The organism is Enterocloster lavalensis (assembly GCF_046603895.1).
GTDB classification, from domain to species: domain Bacteria; phylum Bacillota; class Clostridia; order Lachnospirales; family Lachnospiraceae; genus Enterocloster; species Enterocloster lavalensis.
In genome coordinates this window covers 2,211,073-2,235,763 of sequence record NZ_CP176637.1, presented here as the reverse complement: position 1 = coordinate 2,235,763, position 24,691 = coordinate 2,211,073, and the positions used below count along the sequence as shown (strand labels likewise).

The following is a 24,691-nucleotide window of genomic DNA, read 5'->3' as shown; positions in this document are numbered from 1 at the left end:
TATGAACAACTATTTGGACATTGTGGACAGCCGCTGGTCCTTTGGAAGCTATTACCGGAGGCGCTTTTTTGGGGACACGCTGTACACCTGTTTTTTCTATAAAGATATTGAACTGATCCTGGACCGGGAACACGCGGCGGTCCGGGACCGGTTCGCGGAGGAGATGAGCCGGGCGCATGAGACCGGCGGGGAAGCGCTGGAGCGGTATTACAGACAGCTGGGGCGCTTTTTCGACCAGATAGAGTCCTACGACCAGTGGACTTTGGAACAGATTTACGGAAGCGTCCACAGCATCCGCAAGCAGTTCCTGGGCGCAGGCGCTATCGAGAAGACCCAGATCCGCAGGTGTCTGGAGGCCGGAACCATGGGCGAGGGCGCGGGGATTGACCAGAGCGGCGCCTGGCAGCGCCTGATGGAGGGCTGCAGCGGGGCGGTGTTCTGCCTGGCGGACCCGAATTACTTCCAATATATGGTAAATGATATGAGGCGCGCGGCGGAGCTTGGAAAAGATCTCTACGTGCTCACCGGCCAGACCGCCGGGGATGCGGTTCTGACCCGGGAGGCCCTGGCCCTGCTGCCCGGTATGACGCCCGGCGGCAGGGAGCCGGTGTTTTTGGAGGACAAGGCCCGATATTCGCTGCCGGACCTGTCCGCGGTGCGGTTCAACGAGGCCCTGCAGCGGGATATTGGCCGGGGAAAGGCTTTTCTCACCGTGTACGGGGACGACGGGCTGTTCCACTGCCGGAATCTGAACCTGCCGTCCATTGTGCGCACCGTGCCGTCCTGTTATTTCGCCAGGGCTATTGCGGGCCAGTTCGTGGGCCGAGGGCTCTGCACCATCTACGTGCCGCCCCACTTCGACATTCTGCCCCTGGTGCCTCTGATTGAAAAGACCAGGGCATCATATTGCCAGTTTGCACGGCTGGAGCGGGACTTCGGGGCGGAGATATATGAGATGGGGGCGGAGGAGCTGTATGGCCGGTACCCGCAGTATTTTATCAATGTTTACGGGGAAGGCGGGGAGGAGCGGCTGCCGGTGCGTATGGACGGCGGGGAAGAGGCGGCTGCCGGCACAAACTTCTACGGCGGCTACTGCCGGCGGCGGGAGGAGCTGATCTCCGGGTATTTAAACGGCGTTCCCGGCCTGCGGTATATCTCGGCCTACATGGACGGTAAGACGCTGGAGGAGATTCCGGCCCCCTGGGGCTGCGAGGAACCCCAGGACGGCATCCTGGTCCAGGGCGCCGTGATGGCAAACGCCCGGGGCTCCCGGGTGATCCTGGCGGAGGGCGGGGCCCGCTCCCCCAGAGCGCTGGTGGCGGAAGGGGAGGACGAGGGGCTGCTGTTGATCTCGAATTTCCTGTTCTTCCTGACCCCCAAGCTGGTCTCCTGGTACAATGAGCTGCGCCAGGAGCGGCCGATGGAGCAGATCGGCCTGGACGGAGGCCACCTGGATTACATGCTCCGGTACGAAAATGGGCGGCGCGTGGAGACATTTCCTCTCTACCGGAAGGCCTGCGTGGCCATGAAGCGGGACGGAAGCTTTCTGTTCTTTCAGTACGCGCTGGGCGGCGGGAGTATTTCCCTGGGCGGGCAGCGGTTTTCGTGGACCGCTCAGGATGTGAACCCGCCGGAAAAGGCCGGGGACATCTGCATTTTCACGCCCTACCGCTCGGCTCACAGGACGGAGGAGAAAACGGACGGCTACTGCGAGTTTGCCGGGGAGGGCCGGTTCAACCTGGTGGTAATCCAGGACAAGGTGGTCTGCGCCCGCATGGGGGATGTGATGGTCCCCAGCATCGGCGTGGTGGTATCCCTGGCGCGGGAGACGGGGGAAGCGCTGATCCGTGCCCTGGGCCTTGAAGCCGCCGTGGACGGATATTACCGCTGGGACGGCGCGGAGGCCGTGATCCGCCTGGAGCCGCCCCAGGGGATCGCGGCGGAGGACTGGGATTCGGTGTGCTGGGCCTTTGGCGGCGGCATGTCCCTCATAAGCGGTGGAGAAAGCCTTTTTGAACATGAGGCCGGTCTGGCGCGGCTGGAGGACGAGGGCTGGCTGGGTCCGCTGTCCCGGCAGACCCAGGAGAGCGAGATCCACAGGCTGTCCAAGCACCCCAGAACCGCGGTGGGTGTCACGGACCAGGGAGAGCTGTTCGTGCTGGTATTTTCCGGTAGGACGGCCCTGTCCGCGGGGGCGGACTACGCCCAGATGGGAAAAATCGCCCGGACGCTGGTGCCCAATGTCCGGCACATGATGAATGTGGATGGCGGCGGCTCCGCGGTGTTCGGGATGGCGGTGGGAAAGGTGTTCGTGGAGCTGAGCTATCCCGCCACCTCCTACTCCAGCCCTGCCGGTATGGTGCGCCGGATCAACACACTGCTGTGCATGAAACAATGAAAACGCCCCGTTTTGCGGGGAATTAACGCGCCCGCGGCCGGACTTAGGCCCGCGGGCGTCTATAGACGTAAAGGAGACAGACGCATGATAAAATTTGGTACAGGCGGATGGAGAGCGATTATCGGGGATGAATTTACCAAGGAAAATATTTGTATTCTGGCAAAAGCCATGGCGGATAAGATGATCTGTGAGCAGGTGGACGGGAAAGGCGTAGTCATTGGATATGACCGGCGTTTCCTGTCCAGGGAAGCGGTGGTCTGGAGCTGCGAGGTCCTGGCGGCCGCGGGGATCAAGTGCTATTTCGTGAACCGCTCCGTCCCAACCCCGCTGATTATGGACTATGTGATGAAGCACCAGTTCCCCTACGGCTTCATGGTGACCGCCAGCCACAACCCGGCCATTTACAACGGCATCAAGGTATTCACCTATGGGGGCAGGGACGCGGATGAGGATCAGACCCGGGATATAGAGCGCTACATCGCCCGGGTGGACGCGGCCGGTATCCCCAGAACGCGCTACGAGGAGGCGAAACGGCAGGGCCTGGTGGAGGAAATCTACCCGATGAACGAGTATATTGACGACATCATGAGCAAAATCGACATGGAGGCCATCAAGAAGAGCCAGCTGAAGGTGGCCTTCGACCCAATGTACGGGGTCAGCAAGACGGCGTTAAGCACCATTCTGATCTCCGGGCGCTGCGACCTGGACGTGATCCACCAGGAGCACGACACGCTGTTCGGCGGAAGGCTTCCGGCCCCCACGGCGGATACCCTGCGGGTGCTTCAGAACCAGGTGGTGGAGTGGAACTACGATCTGGGAATCGCCACGGACGGCGACGCGGACCGGCTGGGCGTGATCGACGACAAGGGGCATTATCTCCATCCCAACGACATTCTGGTGCTGCTGTACTATTACCTGATCCGCTACAAGGGGCTGAAGGGCCCGGTGGTGCGCAATCTGGCGACCACCCATCGGCTGGATCAGGTGGCGGAGACGTTCGGCGAGAAATGCTACGAGGTGCCCGTGGGCTTCAAGTACATTTCCGCGAAAATGACGGAGACCGGGGCCATTATCGGCGGGGAGTCCTCCGGCGGGCTGACGGTGGCCGGGCACATCAACGGCAAGGACGGAGTCTACGCCGCCACCCTGCTGGTGGAGATGATCGCCGTCACGGGCAAACCTTTAAGCGAGCTGGTTCTGGAGATCCGGAAGGAATGCGGGGAAATGTACATGGAGGAGCGGGCTTACGAGTTCACGGAGCAGGAGAAGGAACGGCTCCTTGAGGTACTCTACGAGAAGCGGGAGCTGCCGGATCTGTCGGATTACCAGGTGGACCATGTCTCCTACATGGATGGCTGCAAGGTGTATTTTCGGAACAACGGATGGGTCATCGCACGGTTCTCCGGCACGGAGCCGCTGCTGCGGATCTTCTGCGAGATGCCGGAAAAACAGGCTGCCAGGGAGATCTGCGGGCTGTTTGAGAAATATCTGGGCCTGTAGGGGCGGGGAGAATGAATATGAAGGGAAACATTGACGTACAGCAGGTGATCCGCATCATACGGGACATGAAGCCGTATTTTATGGACGGGGAAATGGCCGGGCGGATCACCTTCAAGGGGGACATTGACTTTGCCACGGAAGCGGACTTCACCGTGCAGAGGCAGGTGCAGAAGGGGCTTTTGGACCTGTACCCGGACATCCAGTTTATGGGGGAGGAGAAGGACAACAGCGGCATCGATTTCGCGGGCGCGGTCTGGATTCTGGACCCGGTGGACGGAACCACCAACCTGGTGCACCGGTTCGGCCACAGCGCCGTCTCCCTGGCTCTGGCCGTGGATTCCTGCCTGGAGCTTGGCATCATCTACAATCCGTACCGGGACGAGCTGTTCCATGCGGTCCGCGGGGAAGGCGCGTATCTGAACGGCAGCCCCATCCACGTGGGGCCTGCGGCGCAGATGCGGGAGGCGCTGGTCTGCGTGGGCACGGCCCCCTACTACCATGAGCTGGCGGACCAAAATTTTGAGCGGATCAAGCGCATTTTCCTGGACTGTCAGGACATCCGCCGGCTGGGGAGTGCCGCCCTGGACCTGTCCTATGTGGCCTGCGGCCGCATCGACGCTTATTTTGAGCCTAACCTGAAGCCCTGGGACTATGGGGCGGGCGCGCTGCTGGTGCGGGAGGCGGGCGGCTGCGTCACGGACTTCGAGGGCCGGGAACCGGCGCTCAACCGGCCCTGCTGCATCGTGGCGGGGACGCCGGGGATTCACAGGGCGTTACTGGAGCGGTATCTGTGAGAATGCGGCGCGGATGCGCGGATGCGCGGATGCGGACGATTTTGCGAGGGCTGATGCGCTTTACTTTCCGCCTCCCCGGTGTTAAAATGAAACCGGAACTGTGTCCGGCCGGGGGAAAATGCCCGGCGGGCCTGGAATTGGTGAATGAGGAACACGAGAGATGGAGACAAAGCGCGTTAAAATTGAAGATACAGCCAGAATCCACGACAGGGAGTTATTGGAGGCGGCGGAGATACTGCGGGAGGGCGGACTGGTGGCTTTCCCAACGGAGACGGTGTACGGCCTGGGGGCCAACGCCCTGGACGAGGCGGCTGCCCGGAAGATCTATGAGGCCAAGGGGCGTCCCTCGGACAACCCGCTGATCGCCCATGTGGCGGACCCGGAGGACGTGGAGGCGCTGGTGGAGTACATACCGGAGAACGGGCGCAAGCTGATGGAGGCATTTTGGCCGGGCCCGCTGACCATGATCTTTCCCAAGAGTCCCGCCGTGCCCTACGGCACCACCGGCGGCCTGGATACGGTGGCCATCCGCATGCCCAGCGACCCGGTGGCCAACCGCCTGATCGCCCTGGCCGGGGTGCCGGTGGCGGCCCCCAGCGCCAACACCTCCGGGCGTCCCAGCCCCACCACGGCGGACCACGTCTGGCAGGACATGAACGGGCGCATCGACATGATTATTGACGGCGGCCCAGTGGGAATCGGCGTGGAGTCCACCATCGTGGACGTGTCCTGCCGGATTCCCACCGTGCTGCGGCCCGGGGCCATCACCATGGAGATGCTGCGGGAGGTGCTGGGCGAGGTGAAGATTGACCCGGCCATCCTGGGCCCCATGGGCGCTGATATGAAGCCCAAGGCGCCGGGTATGAAGTACAAGCACTACGCGCCCAAGGCGGAGCTGACGCTGGTGGAGCCGGCCGAAGGGCAGGGCGAGGACCCCGCGGCGGTGGAGCGCATGATCCTGCGGGTGAACGAGCTGGCCAAGGAGAAGCTGGCGGCCGGAAGCCGGGTGGGCATTATCTGCACCGACGAGTCCCGGGACCGCTACGAGGGCGGTCTGGTGCGCAGCATCGGAGCCCGGGCCAAAAAGGAGACCGTGGCCCACAATCTGTACGCGGTGCTGCGGGAATTTGACGATCTGAAGGTGGACTATATCTATTCTGAAAGCTTTTCCGAGGACCATCTGGGGCAGGCGATTATGAACCGGTTGTCCAAGGCGGCGGGGTATCATATCGAGCGGGTGTGAGTTGGGAGATCCGCAGACAGGAACTTCACAAACAGGAGGCATTCATGGAAAAGCAGACGTTAGGCGAGATCACCGCCCAGAAGCTGGTGCGGATGATTCAGGAAAAGGGGTACGTGCCGGGCGATAAGCTGCCCACGGAGATGGAGCTGTCCGAGGTCCTGGGTGTTGGGCGCAACACCGTGCGGGAAGCCCTGCGCATCCTCATGTCCCGGAACATCGTGACCATCCGCCAGGGCTCCGGCACCTTCGTGTCGGAGAAAAACGGCATCCCCGACGACCCCCTGGGATTTACCATGATGGAGGACACCGGGAAGCTGACCCGGGACCTGTTGCAGGTGCGGGTGATCCTGGAGCCGCCCATCGCGGCCCTGGCGGCCCAGAACGCCACCGAAGAGGACCTGGCCCGGCTGGAGCAGATACTGGACGAGGTGGAGGCCCTGGTGCGGGAGCGGAAGGACTACGCGGAGAAGGACTCCCAGTTCCACGCCCAGATCGCCGCGTGCAGCCACAACACGGTGATGTCCAATCTGGTCCCGGTGATCACAGACGGCGTGCGGGTGTTCGCCAGCGCGGTTCGTGAGACGGAATACGACCAGACGCTGGTGTCCCACCGGGCCATTTTCGAGGCAATCCGGGACAAAAAGGCGGTGGAGGCCCAGCAGGCCATGTATTTCCACCTGATGTACAACCAGAACCGGTATTTGATGGAACAGAATAGTTGATAATTCATGGGATGAATATTGCGGTTCATCCCATTTTTTTGTTGACGGATCCCGCTTGGTGTGGTAAAAATAAACTATATTCATGGGATGAATAAGCGCCCATGTCCGGAACAAGCCGGAAAGCCACGAGAGATCAGGAGGGGCAGAGGAAATGGAACAACGGTATGATGTATTGATAATCGGCGGGGGCGTAGTCGGAAGCGCCATCGCCAGGGAAATGTCCAGGTATCAGCTGAAAATCGGCGTGCTGGAGAAGAACCTGGACGTCTGCTATGAGACCAGCGGGCGCAATTCCGCTGTGGTTCACGGCGGTTTTGCCTATGACACCGGGACGCTGAAGGCGAAGCTGTGCGTGGAGGGAAACCGGATGATGGATCAGTTGTCTGAAGAGCTGGATTTCCGGTTCCAGCGCTGCGGAAAGGTGCTGGTGGGCAACACGGACGAGGACATGGAGACCTTAAAGCGCACGCTGAAGCAGGGGGAGGCCAACGGAGCCAGGGGGCTGGTGATCATTGACAAGGAAAAGCTCCATGAGCTGGTTCCTGCGGTGGTGGGAGAGTTCGCCATGTTTTCGCCTTACAGCGGCATTTTAGACCCCTTCAACTACACCATCGCCCTGGCGGAGAACGCCCATGATAACGGAGTGGACTACTATCTGGATCACGAAGTGACAGCCATCGGCCGGGACGGGGAGGGTGTGTATCATCTGACCACCAGTCAGGGGATGTTTTCCGCCCGCTGGGTGGTCAACAGCGCGGGACTGGGCTGCGGCAAAATTTCCGATATGCTGGGAATCAGGGGATACAAGGTGATCGGCTCTAAGGGCGATTATATCATCCTGGACAAACGCACCGGCCCCCTCCTTCCCATGCCCGTCTACCCAGTGCCCAGCAACACCTACATGGGCATCCATGTGACCAATACCACCGACGGCAACGTGATCATCGGGCCCAACGCGGAGACGGTGACGGACTTCACCTACTACGGCGTGCCCCAGGAGAACATGGATTATCTGGCGGACAGCGCCTCCGACCTGTGGCCCTGCATCCACAAATCGGACTACATACGCAATTACTCCGGCATTCTGCCCAAATGGGTGGACGATCAGGGCGTGATCCAGGATTTTAAGATCGAAATCCGGGACGACCTGGCTCCACGGGCCATCAACCTGGTGGGCATCGAGTCCCCGGGCCTGACCGCGGCAGTGCCCATCGCCCGGTACGCCATCGGTCTGATGAAGGAGCGGGAGGAATTAAAGCCCAACCCGGACTTCAACCCGGTGCGCAGGGGAATCGTCCGTTTTGCGGAGCAGCCCTTAGAAGAGCAGGCCCGGCTGGCCGCGGAGAACCCGGATTACGGCGAAGTGGTCTGCCGCTGCGAGAAGGTGACCAGGGCGGAGATTCTCCAGGCCATCCACAATCCCCTGGGCGTGGACACCATGGTGGGGATCAAGTACAGGACCCGCTCCATGATGGGGCGCTGCCAGGGCGGTTACTGCCAGATGCGCATCGCAAAGATGATCGAGGAGGAGCTGGGAAAGGATGAGACGGAGGTGCGCTACGCCAGAACCGGTTCCCGGATGTTCTTCGGCAAAGTCCGTGAGGAGGTGTTGTGATGGAGATTCGTAAGGAAAATGTAGATGTTGTCATCGTGGGAGGAGGCCCGGCGGGACTGGCGGCCGCGGTCAGGCTGTACGAGCAGGGAATCCGGGACATTTTGATCCTGGAGCGGGAAACGCATCTGGGCGGGATTCTGCGCCAGTGTATCCACGACGGATTCGGCCTGACCCGTTTTAAGACCACCCTCAGCGGCCCGGAGTACGCACAGCGCTTTATCGACCAGGTGAAGGAGCTGGGGATTCCCTATGTGACGGACACCACGGTGCTGGAGGTGAGCTACGGCAAGGTGGTGACCGCCGTTTCCTCCGGTGGGCTGGTGCAGTGGCAGGCCAAAGCCGTGATTCTGACCATGGGCTGCCGGGAGCGGACCCGCGGAGCCCTGGGCATTCCCGGGGAGCGGCCCACAGGGGTGTTCACCGCGGGGGTGGCCCAGGCATATATGAACCTGTACAACCGGATGCCCGCCAAAGAGGTGGTCATCCTGGGCTCCGGCGACATCGGCATGATCATGGCCAGGCGTCTGACGCTGGAGGGGGCCCACGTGCAGGCTGTATTTGAGATTCAGCCGTACCCCAGCGGGCTTCCCAGGAACATCGAGCAGTGCCTGAACGACTATGACATCCCTCTGTATCTGAGCCACACGGTGACGGAAATACATGGGAACTCCAGGCTGACGGGGGTGACGGTGTCCGCGGTGGACGAACATTTTAAACCCATCCCCGGAACGGAGCGGGAATACCGGTGCGACACCCTGATCCTGTCCGTGGGCCTGATCCCGGAGAACGAGCTTTCCATAGACGCGGGCGTGGACCTGGACAGCCGCACCAGAGGCGCGGTGGTGGATGAATATTTCCAGACCGGAGTGGAGGGGATATTCGCCGCGGGGAATGTGCTCCACGTCCACGACCTGGTGGACTTCGTGTCCATGGAGGCGGAAGATCTGGCGGAGAGCGCCGCGGAATATGTGCGGCGGGGTCGTCTGCCGGAATGCCCGCTGGCGGTGCGCACGGACGGGAATATCAACCACACGGTGCCCCAGCGGGTCAGCGGAACCAGGGCGTTCAAGCTGTCCATGCGGGTGAACCGGCCCATGAAGGACTGCCGCGTGGTGGTGCGCCAGAACGGTGTGGAGCTTGCGTCTAAGAAAATGAAGAAGGCAATCCCGGCGGAAATGATCCAGCTTGCCGTAAAAGCGGACCGGATCGCGCAGAACGGGGATCTGGAGGTGAGCGTGGAATGTTGAGAGAGTTTACGTGTATTATCTGCCCCAACGGCTGTGAGATAACCGCCGGGGTGGAGGACAATCAGATCGTGTCTATCGAGGGCGCTCTTTGCCCCAAGGGGGAAGCCTACGTCAACCAGGAGCTGACCGATCCCCGGCGCAACATCGCCACATCGGTGCTGGTAAAGGGCGGCGAGCTGCCTCTGGCCAGCGTGCGCCTGACAAACCCCATTCCCAAGGCGAGGATATTCGACGCCATGGCTGAGATCCGCGGCGTCGCGGTGGACGCGCCGGTGGAGGCCGGGACTGTGGTGATTAAGGGGATTCTGGGGCTGGACAGCGACGTGATTGTGACGAAAGGGGTGGGGAGGCGATAGCTTCCCGAATTATTGGATTTTTGAGTAATGGCCCGCAGGCTGCGCCAGCGGCCCATTACATCCAGCAATCGCCCGCAGGCTGCGCCAGCGGCCCATTACATTCAGCAATCGCCCGCAGGCTGCGCCAGTGGATCATTACAGCCAAGTAAAACAGGTCGGAGCACGTTCTGATACGCGTCCGGCCTGTTTTTCTTATATACCAAATTCTTCAAACAGCTGCTCCTGATATGCGGGATCAGAGGCGGAGCGGATGATGTCATCCGCACGCCCCGCTGCCGCCAGCCGGGTGATCAATGCGTTCACCCGTTCCTGGCCGTGATGGGTGCCCTGTACGACGCCCGCTTCCAAGCCCTCCTCATAGCTGATCTTCTTCTCGCTATTGATATGCAGTTCTTCGTCGTATTCCGATAAGATCATTTCTCTCACCTCCTCGCGGTGTTTCAACAGGAAGCTTTTTAAGATGTCATTCTGGATACAATCCTCCACGGCCTGATCCACCGCCGCTTCCAGGTGAAGGCCCTCATTCAGACGGCTGCGGACCGCGTTGATCAGAAAAGCGTACTCGTACAGCTTCCGGCAGCTCTTCATCATCTCTTCATTATGCCCAAAATTGATGTTGATCATGGTGGCGGTGCACTCCAGGCAGGGAACGCCTTCGGCCTGGGAGAACAAATCGGACAGCCGCAGCTCCATACGGTCCGGCTGATCCATAGTTCCGTTGTAAAACACGACGAACTCGGGAAATGGAAGGGACAGCGGCCGCCGGGAATAGAGATCCAGCTGGTGTTCCTTTATGTAACCCTGGTAAAGGCGGCTGAAATAGAACAGTCCCCGAAGCGGCATGTTCGGATTCCAGGTGCTTTGGGCCTCGTATAAGCTGGGATGCTGCCCGATCAGAAACGAGATATCGTTCTTCATGCCCAGATACAGAACATCCCCGATGGTCGTGATGGTCAGGTCGTCGGGATTCTGATAATGGGAGCCGTTGAGGGCATTGTAGAGCGCCAGCAGTTCCTTCTTCTCGCTGAATATCACCCGGAACAGGCAGTCCTTAAACTTGTGATTTACACGCACAACTACCATGTGCATTTCTCCTTTCATTGTACTATAAACAGAGTGGGATTGTAAATGGTTGTGGAGGAATGAATTCAGAAATGAATCATGAACCGGTTACCGTTCACAGAAAACCCGAGGGTAGCGGCGCGAAACGGTGTTTTTTACCGTTTCTGTGCATCGCGAAGCGTGTTGCTGGGAACGGAGTGAACAGTAATCATGAATCACAGATGCCCTTACGGGCCTGGAACAGTTTCCGAAGCTCCCGGAACCTGTTTTAGAAAGATAAGAACAGGATAGCACAATCCGGTCAGCGGCGCAACATCAACTTTTCCTGTGATTGCCGTTTCACATGATATTGTTTTTTTCTTCAATATGTTCTATGATAAAAGGAAACAGTTCCGGCGGCGGGCCGGTGAGGCACGGATCTGCCGGGAGAGAATGCTTGAATTTATGGATTGAGGAGGAGAAGAAAATGACAGGAAAACGTACGGATTATATTACGTGGGACGAGTATTTTATGGGGGTGGCCATCCTGGCCGGGAAGCGGTCCAAGGATCCCAGCACCCAGGTGGGGGCCTGTATTGTGAGCCAGGACAATAAGATCCTGTCCATGGGATACAACGGATTCCCCAAGGGCTGTTCCGACGACGAATTTCCCTGGGAAAGGGAGAACGAGGCGGACGACCCCTACAACGCGAAGTATTTTTATTCCACCCACAGCGAGTTGAACGCGATTCTCAACTACCGGGGCGGAAGCCTGGAGGGAAGCAAGCTTTATGTAACCCTGTTTCCCTGCAATGAGTGCGCCAAGGCGATTATTCAGGCCGGAATCAAGACCATTGTGTACGGGCAGGACAAGTATGCGGACACCCCCGCGGTGCGGGCTTCCAAACGGATGCTGAACGCGGCGGGCGTGCGCTATTACCAGTATCAGTCCACCGGTCGCAAGATCGAGATTGAGGTGTAATCCCATGAAATTTCTTTTGGCGGCGGTGAACGCCAAATATATTCACTCCAATCTGGGGATTTACAGCCTCAAAGCCTGTGCGGACGCCCGTATGGCCGGGGAACCGGTGGAGATCGAGTTGGCGGAGTACACCATCAACCATCAGCTGGAGCAGGTGCTCCAGGACATTTACCGCCGCAGGCCGGAGGCAGTGGGATTTTCCTGTTACATCTGGAATATCTCCTTTATCCGGGAGCTGATCGCCGACTTAGCCCTGGTGCTGCCTCAAACGGAGATTTGGCTGGGCGGCCCGGAGGTTTCTTTTGAATGCGAAAGACTGCTGCATCCCCTGCCCGCGGTTCGGGGCGTGATGAAAGGGGAGGGGGAGGAGACGTTTTGTTGGCTGGCGGCGGCTTATGGGGAGGCTGAGAGGTTGGGAGCGCTGTTGCAGGCGGAGAGTGGGATCCCAGGCCCGTCGGACGCCGATCTTGCCGCCATCCCCAACCTGGCCTTCCGGCGCCGCGACGGCGGCATTTTCCAGACGCCGGGCGGGCCGCCGTCGGATATGGGTTCATTTCCATTTTCTTACAAACAACTGGGACTAGAGAATCTGGAGCATCGGATCATCTACTATGAGAGCAGCAGAGGCTGCCCTTTTTCCTGCTCCTACTGTCTGTCCTCGGTGGACAAGGCGCTGCGTTTCCGGCCCATTTCCTTGGTAAAGCAGGAGCTGGACTGGTTTCTGGAGCGAAAGGTGCCCCAGGTGAAATTTGTGGACCGCACCTTTAACTGTAAGAAAAGCCACGCTCTCGCCATATGGAGGCATATCCAGGAGCATGACAACGGCGTGACCAATTTCCATTTTGAGATTGCCGCCGACCTGCTGGACGAGGAGGAGATGGAGTTGCTGGAGAAGATGCGCCCCGGCCTGGTGCAGCTGGAGATCGGCGTACAGTCCACCAACCCGCAAACGCTGCGGGAGATCCGCCGCCGCACGGATATCGGGGAGATTCGCCGGATTACGGCGCGTATCAACAGCTGGCACAAAATCCACCAACACCTGGATCTGATCGCGGGGCTGCCCTGGGAGGGAATCGAGTCGTTCCGAACGTCCTTCAACGAGGTGTACGGCATGGAGCCGGAGCAGCTGCAGCTGGGATTTTTGAAGGTGCTTAAAGGGTCTCATATGGCGGAGATGGCGGAATCCTACGGCCTGGTGTATTCACGCCGCCCGCCCTACGAGGTTTTGTCCACCAGATGGATTTCCTACGAGGAGCTGTTGGAGCTCAAGGGCGTGGAGGAGATGGTTGAGATCCATTACAACAGCCGTCAGTTTGTCCACACACTTGCGCTGCTGCAGGAGGAGTTTTCCACACCCTACGACATGTTTCTGCACATGGCCCGATTTTACCGGGAACAGGGGTATGCGGGGCTTAACCACAGCCGCGCCGCCCGCTATGAGATTCTGTGGAAAATGATCGGTTCCCTCACCGTGGACTGTGGACGGAGGGAGATTTACCGGGATGCGCTGGTTTTCGACCTGTATCTGCGGGAAAATGCCAAAAGCCGGCCGGAATTTGCACGGGACCAGAATCCTTTTAAGGAGCGGATACGGGAATTTTACCGGGTGGAAGCGCAGGAACCCAGGTATCTTTCCGGGTACCAGGGCTGCGACGGCCGCCAGCTTCAGCGGATGACCCACCTGGAGGGCATGGGAGACGGGACGCTGGTGCTCTTCGACTACCGTGACCGGGATCCCCTGGATTATAATGCCAAAACCTGGCGTCTGGATTTGGACGGAGCGGTAAAACGGTGAAAGAAACCGTGAAAAGGTCCATATAAAAGGTTGACATAAAGCCGAAAATGTGCTAAATAATAGAAGCCTATAACTGCGAAAAACCGTTATGGGCGCGGAATGAACACACAGAGAAAGGAATATAGACCGGAATGGCAAGACGAGAGACAAAAGCGCAGCAGGCGGAGCGGATCCGGAAGATACTGGCGGCACTGGACCGGGAGTACGGCACGGAATACCGCTGTTATTTGAATCATGAGACCCCATGGCAGCTGTTGATCGCCGTGATTATGAGCGCCCAGTGCACGGACGCCCGGGTCAACATTGTCACCGCCGATCTGTTCCGCAAATACGACACTCTGGAGAAGTTTGCGAATGCCGATTTGAAGGAGCTGGAGCAGGATATTCACTCCACGGGCTTTTACCATATGAAGGCCAAAAACATTATCGCCTGCTGCCGGGACCTGGTGGACAAACACGGTGGCGAGGTGCCGCGGACCATTGAGGAGCTGACGGCACTGGCCGGCGTGGGCCGCAAGACCGCCAATGTGATCCGCGGAAATATCTACAACGAACCCAGCATCGTGGTGGACACCCACGTAAAGCGGATCTCCCGCAAGCTGGGCCTGACCAAGTCCGAGGACCCGGTTAAAATTGAGCAGGATCTGATGAAGGCGCTGCCAAGGGATCACTGGATTCTCTGGAATATCCACATTATTACCCTGGGCCGCAGTATCTGCATCGCCCGACGCCCCAAGTGTGGGGAGTGCTTCCTGCGGGAGTTTTGTCCGGGGCGGGAGGACGAGGGGTAAAATGCCTGTTCAGTAAAAAAACGTCCGTCGGCTGCAACAGCGGCCCATTGCATTCAATAAAAAGACAGAGGTACAGCCTGATCGCCGGACGGTGATCCGCAGTACCTCTGTCTTTTGGTTTAACGCGATAGGCTGCAGCCTGCACCCCACCCCTACAACATCTTCTCCGCAATCGCCTGTGAGGTCTTTTGTTTATTGATCTCCGCGTCGCCGTTCATGCGCCGGAACAGCTCGGCGTAGAGAATGTCCACCATGTACATCTGGGAGGCGATGGCCGAGATGGAGCCGCCCTGCATGGGGCCTTCTCTGGCTCCGCACTGGAGCAGGATATCCGCGTAGGGCGCCGCCGGAGTCTTTAAAAAGCTGGTGATAAACACTGTGGTTCCGCCGGATTCCCGGACAGACTTGGCGATCTGGATGCAGTCCTTGGTCATGCCGGAATTGCAGAAGATAATGGCCAGATCCCCGGGGCGCAGCAGCGTGGCGGAGGTCAGCTGCATGTGCGCATCGCTGGTGAAGGAGATATTGGGCATAAGCCGCAGGAACTTGTTCTGCATCTCCAGCGAGGTGATGGCGGAACCTCCGAAGCCGTATAAGTAAATCTGATTAGCGGAAATGATCTGGTCCACCGTCCGGCTCACGGCCTCAAAGTTTAAGTAATTGTAAGCGTGGTTCAGCGCAGCCGTGTATACGGACAGGATTTTCTGGGAAATTTCCCGGATGTCCCTGGAGTCCGCCACGTCCACATTGGCGTTGATGTCCAGCATCTCGCGGGAGTGGGTACTGAGTGCCAGCGACAGCTTGAAATCCTGATAACCGCCCAGCTTCAGGGAACGGCAGAAACGGAATACGGTGGTGTCGCCCACTCCGCAGCGCTCCGCCAGATCGCTGATGGTCAGATCCAGAACCTCCTGGGGGTTTTCGAGCACAAAATCAGCCACTTTTTTTTCCAGTTTGGTGAAATGGCTGTAGGACGAGAGGATTTTGTCAATCAGGTTGACGTCCGCCATAGAGTACCTCCAAAAATATGTATGTCATGTCTATGATTCGATGGCCTGCACAAAGCGCTTGGTGATTTCCAGAGGTCTTGTGATAGCGCCTCCGATCACAGCCGCGTGTATTCCATCCATAGAGAGTATATCATGGAGCTGCTGCGGCGTCCAGATACCACCCTCGGCAATCACGGGAATTCCCATGGTCTGCCCCAGACGGGCGATCAGATCCATGTCCGGTATCTCCATTCCGGCCGTCTCCCGGGTATATCCGCGCAGGGTAGTTCCCACGATGTCAAATCCCATGTCCCTGGCCGCGGCCGCGTCCTCGTAGGTGGAGCAGTCCGCCATGAAGAGCTGGCCGGGATATTTCCTGCGGATCGCGGAAAACAGTTCCGGCAGGGAAACACCGTCCGGCCGGGGCCGGCTGGTGGCGTCCAGGGCGATCACCTCGGTGCCGCAGGAGACCAGCGCATCCACTTCGCGTTCCGTGGGTGTGATGAAAACCGGGCAGTCCCCGTACACGTGCTTGATAATGCCGATCACCGGCAGATTCACGGTCTCCTTAATGGCCGTTATATCCTCCACCGTGTTTGCACGGATTCCGGCCGCGCCTCCCAACATGGCCGCGTAGGCCATCCGGGACATAATATAGGAGCTGTGGAGCGGTTCATGCTCCAAAGCCTGGCAGGATACAATCAGCTTTTTGTGAACCTGCTCAAGAAAGTTACTCATTTATTAGCACCTCCGAATTGAAATGATAAAATGTCGCATACGGGAAATGTATGGAAACCGACAAGGTCAGAGCCGCTGTCCTTATTATAAATTAACCAAAGAAAAAACACAAGAATAAAAGAAAAATTTATTTTTATATCCAATTTAGATATGAAATAAAAAATATTTTTGCTTTTCGTGTTGATTTTGCATAATCGGTATGCTAATATAAAAGCACGGGAAAGGTATGGCTGTGTTTTATCAAACAGAGCTGAACATAGTCAACTATGATAATCAAAAGGAGGAGTTATCAGTTATGAGGAAACGTTATTTAGCAGGGGTATTGGCAGCGGTTATGGCAATGGGGCTTACAGCATGCGGCGGCGGAAGCACGCCCACCACGGCGGAGACGAAGGCGGAAGCGAAAACTGAGGCAAAGGCGGAGTCCGCTGGGGAGCAGTCCGGTGAGGAGAGCAAGGAGGAAGCCAAGACCACCGGCGGAAAGCTGGTTGTGTATTCCCCCAACTCCGAAGGAATCATGAACAATGTAATTCCCGGCTTTGAGGAGAAATACGGCATCGAGGTGGAAGTGATTTCCGCGGGAGCCGGAGAACTGATCAAGCGCCTGAGTTCCGAGGCAAACGATCCCTACGCGGATATCGACTTCGGCGGCGTAAACTATGCCATTTACAAACAGAACCCGGATCTGTTCGAGGAGTATGTGTCTCCCAACGATAAGAACCTTCCGGAGGAATTCCAGAACACAACAGGTTTCTACACGAACTACACCATCAACGGCAGCTGCCTGCTGGTGAACAAGGACCTGATCGGAGATATCAAGATTGAGAGCTACGAAGACCTGCTGAACCCGGAGTTAAAGGGTAAGATCGCCACCTGCGACCCCGCCACCTCCTCCAGCGCATTTGCGCAGCTGACCAATATTCTGCTGGCCAAGGGCGGATACGACAGCGACGAGGCCTGGGATTTTGTGGGCAAGCTGATCGAGCAGTGGGACGGCAAGGTGCTGTCCGGTTCCAGCGCCGTGTACAAGGGCGTTGCGGACGGCGAGTATACCGTGGGTCTGACCTACGAGGATCCCTGCGCAACCCTGGTTGCGGACGGAGCGCCGGTTGAGATCGTATTCCCCAGCGAGGGTGCCGTATACCTGCCCAGCGGAGCCGCGATCATCAAGGGCGCCAAGAACATGGACAACGCCAAGCTGTTCATCGATTACCTGATTTCCGATGAAGTACAGCAGCAGTTCGGCGACAACTTAACCATCCGCCCCATTATCGCCTCCATTCCCAGCAAGACCCTTACGCCCATCGGCGAGATCCATACCATCACCGAGGACATCGCGTACATCGCGGAGCACAAGAACGAGATTGTGGAGCGCTACAAAGACTTATTTGCAAGCCTGCAGTAAGGTAAACGGCAGAATAAGGTTCATCCGGACCGCGCACTAACCGCGCGGCCTCAAAAAACGTGGAAAAGCAGGCACAATCCCACCGCCGCCGGCGTTTATCCGGGATTGTGCCGGTAACTGCCTGGGTTTCGGACAGTTGCCAATCAAGGCTTCTGGAGGAGATATAACATGAGTGTTGCAATCAAGATCAGCCACGCAGTCAAAAAATACGGTAACAACACGGTGATTCCGGATCTGTCGCTGGACATTCGGGAGGGCGAGTTTTTCACCCTCCTGGGCCCCTCCGGGTGCGGAAAAACCACACTTCTGCGAATGATCGCCGGCTTTAACAGTATTGAAGGCGGGGATTTTTATTTTAATGAGAAACGGATCAACGACGTGGAGCCGAACAAGCGCAATATCGGCATGGTATTTCAGAACTACGCCATTTTCCCCCATCTGACCGTGCGCCAGAACGTGGGCTTCGGCCTGAAAAACCGCAAGTGCAGTAAGGAGGAGATGGAGAGCCGGACCGACGAGTACCTGAAGCTCATGCAGATCGAGGAGTACAAGGACCGCCTGCCGGAGCGCCTCTCAGGAGGACAACAGCAGCGCGTGGCCCTGGCCCGGGCGCTGGTGATCCATCCGGACGTGCTGCTCATGGATGAGCCCCTCTCTAACCTGGACGCCAAGCTGCGGGTGGAGATGCGCTCCGCCATCAAGGACATCCAGAACCAGGTGGGCATCACCACGGTTTACGTGACCCACGACCAGGAGGAGGCCATGGCCGTTTCCGACCGCATCGCCGTGTTCGACCACGGTGTGATCCAGCAGATCGGAACGCCCCAGCAGCTGTACCAGCGGCCGAAGAACCTGTTCACGGCCACCTTCATCGGGCGCACCAATATCGTGGAGGGCACGCTGACCGTCGGGGAAAATGGAACCGGCAGCCTGGTGCTGGCCCGGACCTGCGGCGCGGACATCACCGGCCTCAAGGGGCTTGGAAAAGGCACATACCCTGTGAAGGTTTCCGTCCGCCCGGAGGAGTTTGTCATCCATGAGTCGGGGAAAGCCGGGGCGGTGGAGGCCGTGGTGGAGAGCAGCATTTTCCTGGGGCTGAACACCCATTACAATGTGCGCCTTGCAACGGGCGAGCGCGTGGACATTATTCAGGAGTCCACCATCGACCACATTATCAAGCCGCAGACAAAAATTTCTCTGACCGTGAAGCAGGAGAAGATCAATATTCTCTCCGAGGACGGCAGCCGCAATTACTTAGTGGGAGTGGAGGACGATGAAGAGTAAATTCAAACTGGACGTTTGGGGTTATATTACCATCGCACTGCTGGGCGCGTACGCGATTTTTCTGCTGTACCCCATGCTGAATCTGCTCCGGCGCTCCGTGTACGGCCCGGACGGCGTTTTCACTCTGGGCTATTTCAGCAAATTTTTCGGCAAGAAATACTATTTTGGAACCCTGTTAAACAGCCTGAAGGTGACCCTGTGCACCACCGTCACCACCCTGCTTCTGGGCGCGCCCCTGGCGTATTTCTTTACCATGTATAAGATTAGGGGCAACGGAGTGCTCAGAATCCTGATCATCCTGTCGTCCATGTCCGCGCCGTTTATCGGCGCATATTCCTGGATTCTTCTGATGGGCAGAAGCGGCGTTGTGACCACCTTCTTAAAGGACACCTTCAACATCCAGGGAATCAACATTTACGGTTTTGTGGGCATCCTGGTGGTGCTGACCCTGCAGCTTTACCCGCTGGTATTCCTGTACGTGTCCGGCGCCTTAAAAAACATCGATCAGTCCTTAATGGAAGCCAGCCTTAACCTGGGCTGCAGCGGCGTGAAGCGTTTCTTCAGCCTGATTATCCCGCTGGTCATGCCCACCATTCTGGCCAGCAGCCTGCTGGTATTCATGCGCGCCCTGGCGGATTTCGGCACGCCCATGCTGATCGGCGAGGGCTACCGGACCTTCCCGGTGCTCATCTACAATGAATTCATGGGCGAGGTCAGCGGAGACGACGGTTTCGCGGCCGCCATCAGTATCATCGCCATCATCATCACGGCGTTGATCTTCATGGCCCAGAAGCACGCCTCCAACAAGCTGGCATTTACCATGAACGCCCTTCACCCCATCGAGCCCAAGGAGCTCAAAGGCGTCCGGGGCGTGCTGATCCACCTGTATTCCTATCTTGTGGTCGGTCTCTCCATCGTGCCCCAGTGCTACGTGATTTACACCTCCTTCCTGAAAACGGAGGGCCTGGTGTTCAAGGACGGGTACTGGCTGGGCAGCTACCGCACGGCGTTTTCCAAGATGGGCAGTTCCATCGTCAATACCTTTGTGATCGCGGGCAGCGCGCTGGTGGTGATCATTCTCATGGCGGTGCTGATCGCATACCTGGCGGTGCGCAGACGCAACGCGGCCACCAATACCATGGACCTGATTTCCATGATGCCCTACATTATCCCCGGTTCCGTTATCGGAATCGCCATGTTGATCTGCTTTAACCGTCCGCCGCTCATCATCAGCGGAACCTTTTTGATCATGATCGTGGCCCTGGTCATCCGCAGGCTGCCCTACACCATAAGGTCCAGCGTGGCGATTTTACAGCAGATTCCCATCACCATCGAGGAAGCGTCCATCAGCCTTGGCACCTCCAAGATGAAAACCTTCTTTGCCATCACAATTCCCATGATGGCCAACGGGATCGTGTCGGGAGCGATCTTGAGCTGGGTGACGATGATCACGGAGTTGTCCACGGCGATTATTCTGTATACGGGGAAGACGAAAACGTTGACGGTGTCTATTTATACGGAGGTAATCCGGGGGAACTATGGAGTCGCGGCGGCGCTTTCTACGGTGTTGACGTCGTTGACGGCGTTGTCGATATTGATCTTTATGAGGATTTCTAAGTCGAAGGATATTACCATGTGAGTGAAATGATGTCCCTGCAGCCGTTGCTTTTGGGAGTGACGGGTGTGGGGATTTTTTTAGAGGGGGGGGGGGGCGGACGGGATAAGGTAGTTCCAGAAAAGAGGTGGGGGACGGGCAGGGAGGCCGGGCTCATAGTCCGAACCGGGGGATGGCTCTAAGCCCGGAGAGGACGCTCCGCAGGGGGATCGGGAAAACTCCGGCGCAGGCCTGATGCCTGCCCCTCCGTATTCCCTTTCGCTCGGGCGTTGAGCGCCCTCCCTCACCCCCTGCTCCGCGTCCTCTCCAGGCTAAGACCCATCTCCCCTCCCGGAAAATCGCCCAACCTCCCTGCCCGTCCCCCACCTCTTTTCCCCCTCAGTTTTTCTCCCCGTCCGCTGGCGCATCCACATTATAGAAGAAGGTCGCCCGCCCATTTTTTTGCCTGCGGCAAAAGATATATGCTCCATTAGGTTGATTCGTGAGTGTCGGAGCCTGGTGGGGGTGATAGCGTATTAGGTTAAGGAGGGGCCTAAAGAGCCGAAGAAATGTTTTTTCTCCCTCCAAAAACGTGGAAGTGCGAGAGGGGAAGAGAGAAAGAGTAGTGGGTGAGAGGCAGGGGAGCGGGGGAGGAGGTGACTGTGGAGTGGTTCGGAGAGTCTTGGGCGGAAGGGGTGTGAAAAGGTGGGATTGCGGAGGGCTCTCAAAGCCCGCAGCAAAGCGTAGCCGGAGGGGGGCGGCATCAGGCCGGCGCCCGTAGTGCGGAGCGGTGCCCGCCTTTTCGCGCCCCTTGCGTCCTAGACTCTCCCACCACGGAGCCCTGGAACCTCCTCCCCCGCTCCCCTGCCTCTCACGAACGCCAACACCTCCCCCCCATCAAATATCCCCTCTCCCTCTTCCCCTATAAGCCCCCTTAATCACCCCTTATCACCCCACCTTATCCCATCGTGCAAGCCCACAAAAAAAATTTCACCTGGTTGTGCACTTGAACAAGATATTAATTTCCTGTCGCATTTCATTGAAAGAAGTCACTCAAAATGATATGATATCCTCATAATAAACAAAAAAGAAACAGATATTTAGGAAGATACTGGACAATATAGTATCTTCCTTTCCTGATCAGGAGGAAGCGCCTATGCCGGATTCCGTATTAACCCGTTATTCCTGCCGCGAATTCACACCCGACCCGGTCACCAGGGAACAGCTGCGGGCCATCATGCGCGCAGGGATGCAGGCCCCCACCGCAAAGAATGAACAGCCCTGGGAATTTCTGGTTGTGCAGTCGGAGCAGGGCAGGGAAGCGCTGGCCGCGTCCAGCCCCTACGCCGGGAGCTGCCGCAGAGCGCCTGTGGTCATCGTGGCGTTGGCGGATTTGAACCGGATTTCGCCGGAAAGCCCCTGGTGGGTACAGGACATGAGCGCCTGCGTGGAGAACATGCTCATCGAGGCCGTGGAACAGGGCCTGGGCGGCGTGTGGCTGGGGATGTACCCCAGGCAGGACCGGGTCAGCGCCATCCGGGAGGCATTTGAACTGCCGGAGAACCTGATCCCCTTCGCAGCCGTTCCGGTGGGACATCCGGCGGGGGAGCAGAAGGCAAAGGACCGCTTCGACCCCAAGCGCATCCGCTGGGAAAAATGATCCTCCCGCCGGAGCGCCGAAACGTACTGAAAATCAGCGCCTTCCAATCTCCATCGCCGGGCGTTGCCCTTTCATGAGGAGCGATTATGAGTGTATATTTGTCGGTAGCCCAGGCCCAGAATATCGTGTTCGAGCTGATGGAGATCGTGCCAAAGGGAGTCAGCGTAGCCGATGAAAACGGCTGCATTATTGCCAGCTCCAGCGCCGCGTTCCTGGGAAAGTCCTCCAGGCTGGCCAAGGAATGCATCGAGCAGGCCGGCCAGCTCCAGTCCTACAATGAGCGGCATTATGAGGGAAATACCACCGCCACGCCGCTGTTCTTCCGGGACATCTGCGTGGGAGCCATTATCATGACCGGGGACCCGGAGCGGATCAAGCGGCTGACCTCCATCGCCAAGGCGGTGGGCGAGAGCGTGATCTGCCAGCCCTATTTCAACAATCCCGACCAGACCAGCTACGTCATGTATTTCGAGTACCTGACGGAATGGCTGAACAATACGGAGGAGTACACCCTGCCCTTTATCCGCAGGGGCGTGCGCCTGGGAATCGATGTGACGCAGCCGTACTATACGGTGGTGCTGGACGGCATCTGGAACCCGGTCAGCGCCCAGAAGGCGGTGGAGCGGATCCTCAGCGGACCCAACTATTACCTGTGCCACAACAACAGCTGCCTGGTGCTGATCCTGCAGGAGGGAACCGACGAGTCGGTGCTCCGGCAGGTGGCGGCCCTGTTCCACGACATCAAGATCGCGGTGGGCAGCGTGGAGACCAGTCTGAACCGCTCCTTTGTGGTGGCCCAGAACGCCCTCTTCGCGGGCAAACGCCTCCACCCTCAGAAAAATATCTATGATTACCGGGATTACGAGTTCGCCTACGCCCTCTCGAAAATCCAGGACCTCAAAGTCAAAAAAGGTGTGTTGGAGCTGTTTGAACAACCTCAGCACGCGGACCTGCTTCAGACCCTGGAGATGTACATCCAGGAGAGCGGCAACTCCGCGGAGGTGATCCACAAGCTGTTCATCCACCGCAACACCCTGAAATACCGGCTGGACAAGATTCAGGAGCTGACCGGAAAGAACCCCAGAAGTTTCCAGGACCTGTTTTATCTCTATGTCCTGTACGTCCTGTACCGCCTGTCCAAGTGACGGTACAGGGGTACCAGGCGGACTGCGCCATGCAATGATTCCGCCCTCATAACGGATACAATATACAATGTACATGTTCTGAAAATGAACCCCCAACCATGTGAGTATTCGGCCGGTTTCCGGCTGATAAGTGTTATACAACCAAAGGAGGATAAAGATGAAGAAGTGTGGAAAGAAGCTCATCGGTTTGCTGATGGCGGTGGCCATGGTCTCGACTATGGCGCTCAGCGGATGTAAGGAGAAGGCGCCGGAGACTACGGCGGCTGAGACGAAGGCCCAGACGGAAGCCGAACAGAATACGCCGGAGGCGGCGGGAACCGAGAGCGCGGGCGGGGAGAGCCAGGCCCAGGCGGACGGCAAGGACCCCAACCGCCTGATCAAGATCGGTTTCCTGTTCAGCAACGTGATCAGCACGGACGCGTGGGCTCAGACCCATGAGAACGCCAGGCTGTACCTGGAAGAGAACTGCGAGAACGTGGAAACCTTCAAGGTGGAGAATATCGCGGGCGGCGCGGACTGCGAGCGCGTGATGAGAGAGTACATAAACGACGGCTGCGAGATCATCGTGGGCACGTCCTTCGACTATTTGGACTACATGCTGGCTCTGGCCGACGAGTACCCGGATATCGCGTTTATCAACGGCTCCGGTTATGAGACCAAGGACAACCTGTCCATTTACATCGCCAAGCTGGAGCAGGGGCGTTACCTGACCGGCATGATGGCGGGCGAGCTGACGGAAGTGGACAAGATCGGCTACTGCTCCAGTATCCCCTTCCCGGATCCCATCAAACAGCTGAACGGCTTTGCAGCGGGCGTGGCAGCCACCAACCCGGACGCCAAGGTAGTGACCCTGTGGTCCAACTCCTTTAACGATCCCACCACCGACGCCCTGTGCGCAAACACCCTGATCGACCAGGGATGTGACCTGATCTGTATCGACTTAAGCTCCTCCGCGGTAGCGCAGGTCTGCGAGGAGCGCGGCGTGAAATTCATCGGCAGCTCCGTGGATATGCGGGAATTTGCACCCACGCAGCAGCTCACCTCCAACTGCTGGACCTGGGGCCCCTGGATGGCCAAACAGGTTGAGGCGGTCCGCGAAGGCAGCTTTAAGGGCGCCTGGTGCGAGCTGGATATCAACGACGGTGCCATCAGCCTGGCGGATTACAGCGACGCGGTTCCTCAGAACGTGATCGATATGATCGAGGAGCAGAAGCAGAAATTCATGGACGGCGAGGAAGTCTTTGTAGGCCCGCTGTACGACAACACCGGAAAGCTGCGGGTGCCCGAGGGCGAGTCCCTGACCGGCGAGGCGGCCAACAGCATGCAGTGGTTCCTGCCCAACGTCATCGACAACTGGGCGGATAAACCGGTAGATTAAACGAAGGCAGCAGG

20 protein-coding genes are annotated in these 24,691 nt (G+C 58.2%); 17 read left to right on the top strand and 3 right to left on the bottom strand.

Annotated features, from left to right (window positions below):
* Position 1 precedes the first annotated feature (1 nt).
* From ACK2JC_RS09870 to ACK2JC_RS09835, 8 genes are all read left to right on the top strand, one after another.
* On the top strand, positions 2 to 2,398 hold the full coding sequence (locus ACK2JC_RS09870; RefSeq protein ID WP_320937961.1) for a phosphodiester glycosidase family protein: 2,397 nt from the start codon (positions 2 to 4) through the stop codon (positions 2,396 to 2,398).
* An 84-nt stretch (positions 2,399 to 2,482) separates the two neighbouring features.
* Positions 2,483 to 3,898, top strand: coding sequence for a phosphoglucomutase/phosphomannomutase family protein (locus ACK2JC_RS09865; protein ID WP_092367577.1), 1,416 nt, complete (start codon positions 2,483 to 2,485; stop codon positions 3,896 to 3,898).
* Positions 3,899 to 3,915: 17 nt separating this feature from the next.
* On the top strand, positions 3,916 to 4,692 hold the full coding sequence (locus ACK2JC_RS09860) for an inositol monophosphatase (RefSeq protein ID WP_320937962.1): 777 nt from the start codon (positions 3,916 to 3,918) through the stop codon (positions 4,690 to 4,692).
* A gap of 160 nt (positions 4,693 to 4,852) precedes the next feature.
* On the top strand, positions 4,853 to 5,935 hold the full coding sequence (locus ACK2JC_RS09855) for an L-threonylcarbamoyladenylate synthase (RefSeq protein WP_320937963.1): 1,083 nt from the start codon (positions 4,853 to 4,855) through the stop codon (positions 5,933 to 5,935).
* Between the two features lie 44 nt (positions 5,936 to 5,979).
* Positions 5,980 to 6,657, top strand: coding sequence for a FadR/GntR family transcriptional regulator (locus ACK2JC_RS09850; protein WP_276852532.1), 678 nt, complete (start codon positions 5,980 to 5,982; stop codon positions 6,655 to 6,657).
* Between the two features lie 151 nt (positions 6,658 to 6,808).
* The gene (locus tag ACK2JC_RS09845) at positions 6,809 to 8,272 is read left to right on the top strand and encodes an NAD(P)/FAD-dependent oxidoreductase (RefSeq protein WP_368272650.1); all 1,464 of its coding nucleotides are present in this window, start codon (positions 6,809 to 6,811) and stop codon (positions 8,270 to 8,272) included.
* Positions 8,272 to 9,519, top strand: coding sequence for an NAD(P)/FAD-dependent oxidoreductase (locus ACK2JC_RS09840; RefSeq protein WP_320937965.1), 1,248 nt, complete (start codon positions 8,272 to 8,274; stop codon positions 9,517 to 9,519). The genes ACK2JC_RS09845 and ACK2JC_RS09840 overlap by 1 nt, the downstream gene beginning before the upstream one ends.
* Positions 9,513 to 9,875, top strand: coding sequence for a DUF1667 domain-containing protein (locus ACK2JC_RS09835; protein WP_092367559.1), 363 nt, complete (start codon positions 9,513 to 9,515; stop codon positions 9,873 to 9,875). The genes ACK2JC_RS09840 and ACK2JC_RS09835 overlap by 7 nt, the downstream gene beginning before the upstream one ends.
* A 192-nt stretch (positions 9,876 to 10,067) precedes the next feature.
* On the opposite strand, the gene ACK2JC_RS09830 is transcribed toward ACK2JC_RS09835, so the two are convergent.
* Positions 10,068 to 10,958, bottom strand: coding sequence for a hypothetical protein (locus ACK2JC_RS09830; protein ID WP_368272648.1), 891 nt, complete (start codon positions 10,956 to 10,958; stop codon positions 10,068 to 10,070).
* A 445-nt stretch (positions 10,959 to 11,403) separates the two neighbouring features.
* Here ACK2JC_RS09830 and ACK2JC_RS09825 point away from each other — a divergent pair, with 445 nt between their 5' ends.
* The 3 genes from ACK2JC_RS09825 to nth all read left to right on the top strand — a co-directional run bounded on the left by ACK2JC_RS09825 (position 11,404) and on the right by nth (position 14,484).
* Positions 11,404 to 11,898, top strand: coding sequence for a deoxycytidylate deaminase (locus tag ACK2JC_RS09825; RefSeq protein WP_092367553.1), 495 nt, complete (start codon positions 11,404 to 11,406; stop codon positions 11,896 to 11,898).
* A 4-nt stretch (positions 11,899 to 11,902) separates the two neighbouring features.
* Positions 11,903 to 13,693, top strand: coding sequence for a B12-binding domain-containing radical SAM protein (locus ACK2JC_RS09820; RefSeq protein ID WP_368272442.1), 1,791 nt, complete (start codon positions 11,903 to 11,905; stop codon positions 13,691 to 13,693).
* Positions 13,694 to 13,824: 131 nt separating this feature from the next.
* Entirely contained in the window at positions 13,825 to 14,484 is a 660-nt protein-coding gene (gene nth, locus ACK2JC_RS09815) for an endonuclease III (RefSeq protein WP_092367547.1), read from the top strand.
* Between the two features lie 152 nt (positions 14,485 to 14,636).
* Here nth and ACK2JC_RS09810 read toward each other — a convergent pair whose 3' ends face one another.
* Positions 14,637 to 15,494 carry a MurR/RpiR family transcriptional regulator gene (locus ACK2JC_RS09810; protein WP_092367544.1) on the bottom strand — a complete coding sequence of 286 codons (858 nt, stop codon included), beginning with the start codon at positions 15,492 to 15,494 and terminating at the stop codon, positions 14,637 to 14,639.
* A gap of 30 nt (positions 15,495 to 15,524) precedes the next feature.
* Positions 15,525 to 16,211 (bottom strand): N-acetylmannosamine-6-phosphate 2-epimerase, encoded by a 687-nt coding sequence (locus tag ACK2JC_RS09805; protein ID WP_320937968.1) that lies wholly within the window; start codon positions 16,209 to 16,211, stop codon positions 15,525 to 15,527.
* A 295-nt stretch (positions 16,212 to 16,506) separates the two neighbouring features.
* On the opposite strand from ACK2JC_RS09805, the gene ACK2JC_RS09800 reads away from it, so the two are divergent.
* The 6 genes from ACK2JC_RS09800 to ACK2JC_RS09775 all read left to right on the top strand — a co-directional run bounded on the left by ACK2JC_RS09800 (position 16,507) and on the right by ACK2JC_RS09775 (position 24,677).
* Positions 16,507 to 17,616 (top strand): ABC transporter substrate-binding protein, encoded by a 1,110-nt coding sequence (locus ACK2JC_RS09800; RefSeq protein WP_320937969.1) that lies wholly within the window; start codon positions 16,507 to 16,509, stop codon positions 17,614 to 17,616.
* A gap of 168 nt (positions 17,617 to 17,784) precedes the next feature.
* Positions 17,785 to 18,900 carry an ABC transporter ATP-binding protein gene (locus tag ACK2JC_RS09795; protein WP_118756860.1) on the top strand — a complete coding sequence of 372 codons (1,116 nt, stop codon included), beginning with the start codon at positions 17,785 to 17,787 and terminating at the stop codon, positions 18,898 to 18,900.
* Positions 18,890 to 20,539, top strand: coding sequence for an ABC transporter permease (locus ACK2JC_RS09790; protein ID WP_092367532.1), 1,650 nt, complete (start codon positions 18,890 to 18,892; stop codon positions 20,537 to 20,539). The genes ACK2JC_RS09795 and ACK2JC_RS09790 overlap by 11 nt, the downstream gene beginning before the upstream one ends.
* A gap of 1,111 nt (positions 20,540 to 21,650) precedes the next feature.
* Positions 21,651 to 22,154, top strand: a complete 504-nt coding sequence (locus ACK2JC_RS09785; protein ID WP_320936458.1) for a nitroreductase family protein — start codon at positions 21,651 to 21,653, stop codon at positions 22,152 to 22,154.
* Between the two features lie 86 nt (positions 22,155 to 22,240).
* On the top strand, positions 22,241 to 23,299 hold the full coding sequence (locus ACK2JC_RS09780; RefSeq protein WP_007718743.1) for a helix-turn-helix domain-containing protein: 1,059 nt from the start codon (positions 22,241 to 22,243) through the stop codon (positions 23,297 to 23,299).
* 157 nt (positions 23,300 to 23,456) lie between these two features.
* Positions 23,457 to 24,677 carry a BMP family ABC transporter substrate-binding protein gene (locus ACK2JC_RS09775; protein WP_320936457.1) on the top strand — a complete coding sequence of 407 codons (1,221 nt, stop codon included), beginning with the start codon at positions 23,457 to 23,459 and terminating at the stop codon, positions 24,675 to 24,677.
* The last annotated feature ends 14 nt before the right edge of the window (positions 24,678 to 24,691 follow it).

Bases quoted from the DNA above. Each gene is read 5' to 3' on its own strand.
- ACK2JC_RS09790 (WP_092367532.1), top strand. From the start codon at position 18,890: ATGAAGAGTAAATTCAAACTGGACGTTTGGGGTTATATTACCATCGCA.
- ACK2JC_RS09820 (WP_368272442.1), top strand. From the start codon at position 11,903: ATGAAATTTCTTTTGGCGGCGGTGAACGCCAAATATATTCACTCCAAT.
- ACK2JC_RS09850 (WP_276852532.1), top strand. From the start codon at position 5,980: ATGGAAAAGCAGACGTTAGGCGAGATCACCGCCCAGAAGCTGGTGCGG.
- ACK2JC_RS09785 (WP_320936458.1), top strand. From the start codon at position 21,651: ATGCCGGATTCCGTATTAACCCGTTATTCCTGCCGCGAATTCACACCC.
- ACK2JC_RS09800 (WP_320937969.1), top strand. From the start codon at position 16,507: ATGAGGAAACGTTATTTAGCAGGGGTATTGGCAGCGGTTATGGCAATG.
- ACK2JC_RS09810 (WP_092367544.1), bottom strand. From the start codon at position 15,494: ATGGCGGACGTCAACCTGATTGACAAAATCCTCTCGTCCTACAGCCAT.
- ACK2JC_RS09860 (WP_320937962.1), top strand. From the start codon at position 3,916: ATGAAGGGAAACATTGACGTACAGCAGGTGATCCGCATCATACGGGAC.
- ACK2JC_RS09845 (WP_368272650.1), top strand. From the start codon at position 6,809: ATGGAACAACGGTATGATGTATTGATAATCGGCGGGGGCGTAGTCGGA.
- ACK2JC_RS09775 (WP_320936457.1), top strand. From the start codon at position 23,457: ATGAAGAAGTGTGGAAAGAAGCTCATCGGTTTGCTGATGGCGGTGGCC.
- ACK2JC_RS09830 (WP_368272648.1), bottom strand. From the start codon at position 10,958: ATGGTAGTTGTGCGTGTAAATCACAAGTTTAAGGACTGCCTGTTCCGG.
- ACK2JC_RS09805 (WP_320937968.1), bottom strand. From the start codon at position 16,211: ATGAGTAACTTTCTTGAGCAGGTTCACAAAAAGCTGATTGTATCCTGC.
- ACK2JC_RS09835 (WP_092367559.1), top strand. From the start codon at position 9,513: ATGTTGAGAGAGTTTACGTGTATTATCTGCCCCAACGGCTGTGAGATA.
- ACK2JC_RS09865 (WP_092367577.1), top strand. From the start codon at position 2,483: ATGATAAAATTTGGTACAGGCGGATGGAGAGCGATTATCGGGGATGAA.
- ACK2JC_RS09825 (WP_092367553.1), top strand. From the start codon at position 11,404: ATGACAGGAAAACGTACGGATTATATTACGTGGGACGAGTATTTTATG.
- ACK2JC_RS09780 (WP_007718743.1), top strand. From the start codon at position 22,241: ATGAGTGTATATTTGTCGGTAGCCCAGGCCCAGAATATCGTGTTCGAG.
- ACK2JC_RS09795 (WP_118756860.1), top strand. From the start codon at position 17,785: ATGAGTGTTGCAATCAAGATCAGCCACGCAGTCAAAAAATACGGTAAC.
- ACK2JC_RS09840 (WP_320937965.1), top strand. From the start codon at position 8,272: ATGGAGATTCGTAAGGAAAATGTAGATGTTGTCATCGTGGGAGGAGGC.
- ACK2JC_RS09855 (WP_320937963.1), top strand. From the start codon at position 4,853: ATGGAGACAAAGCGCGTTAAAATTGAAGATACAGCCAGAATCCACGAC.
- nth (WP_092367547.1), top strand. From the start codon at position 13,825: ATGGCAAGACGAGAGACAAAAGCGCAGCAGGCGGAGCGGATCCGGAAG.
- ACK2JC_RS09870 (WP_320937961.1), top strand. From the start codon at position 2: ATGAACAACTATTTGGACATTGTGGACAGCCGCTGGTCCTTTGGAAGC.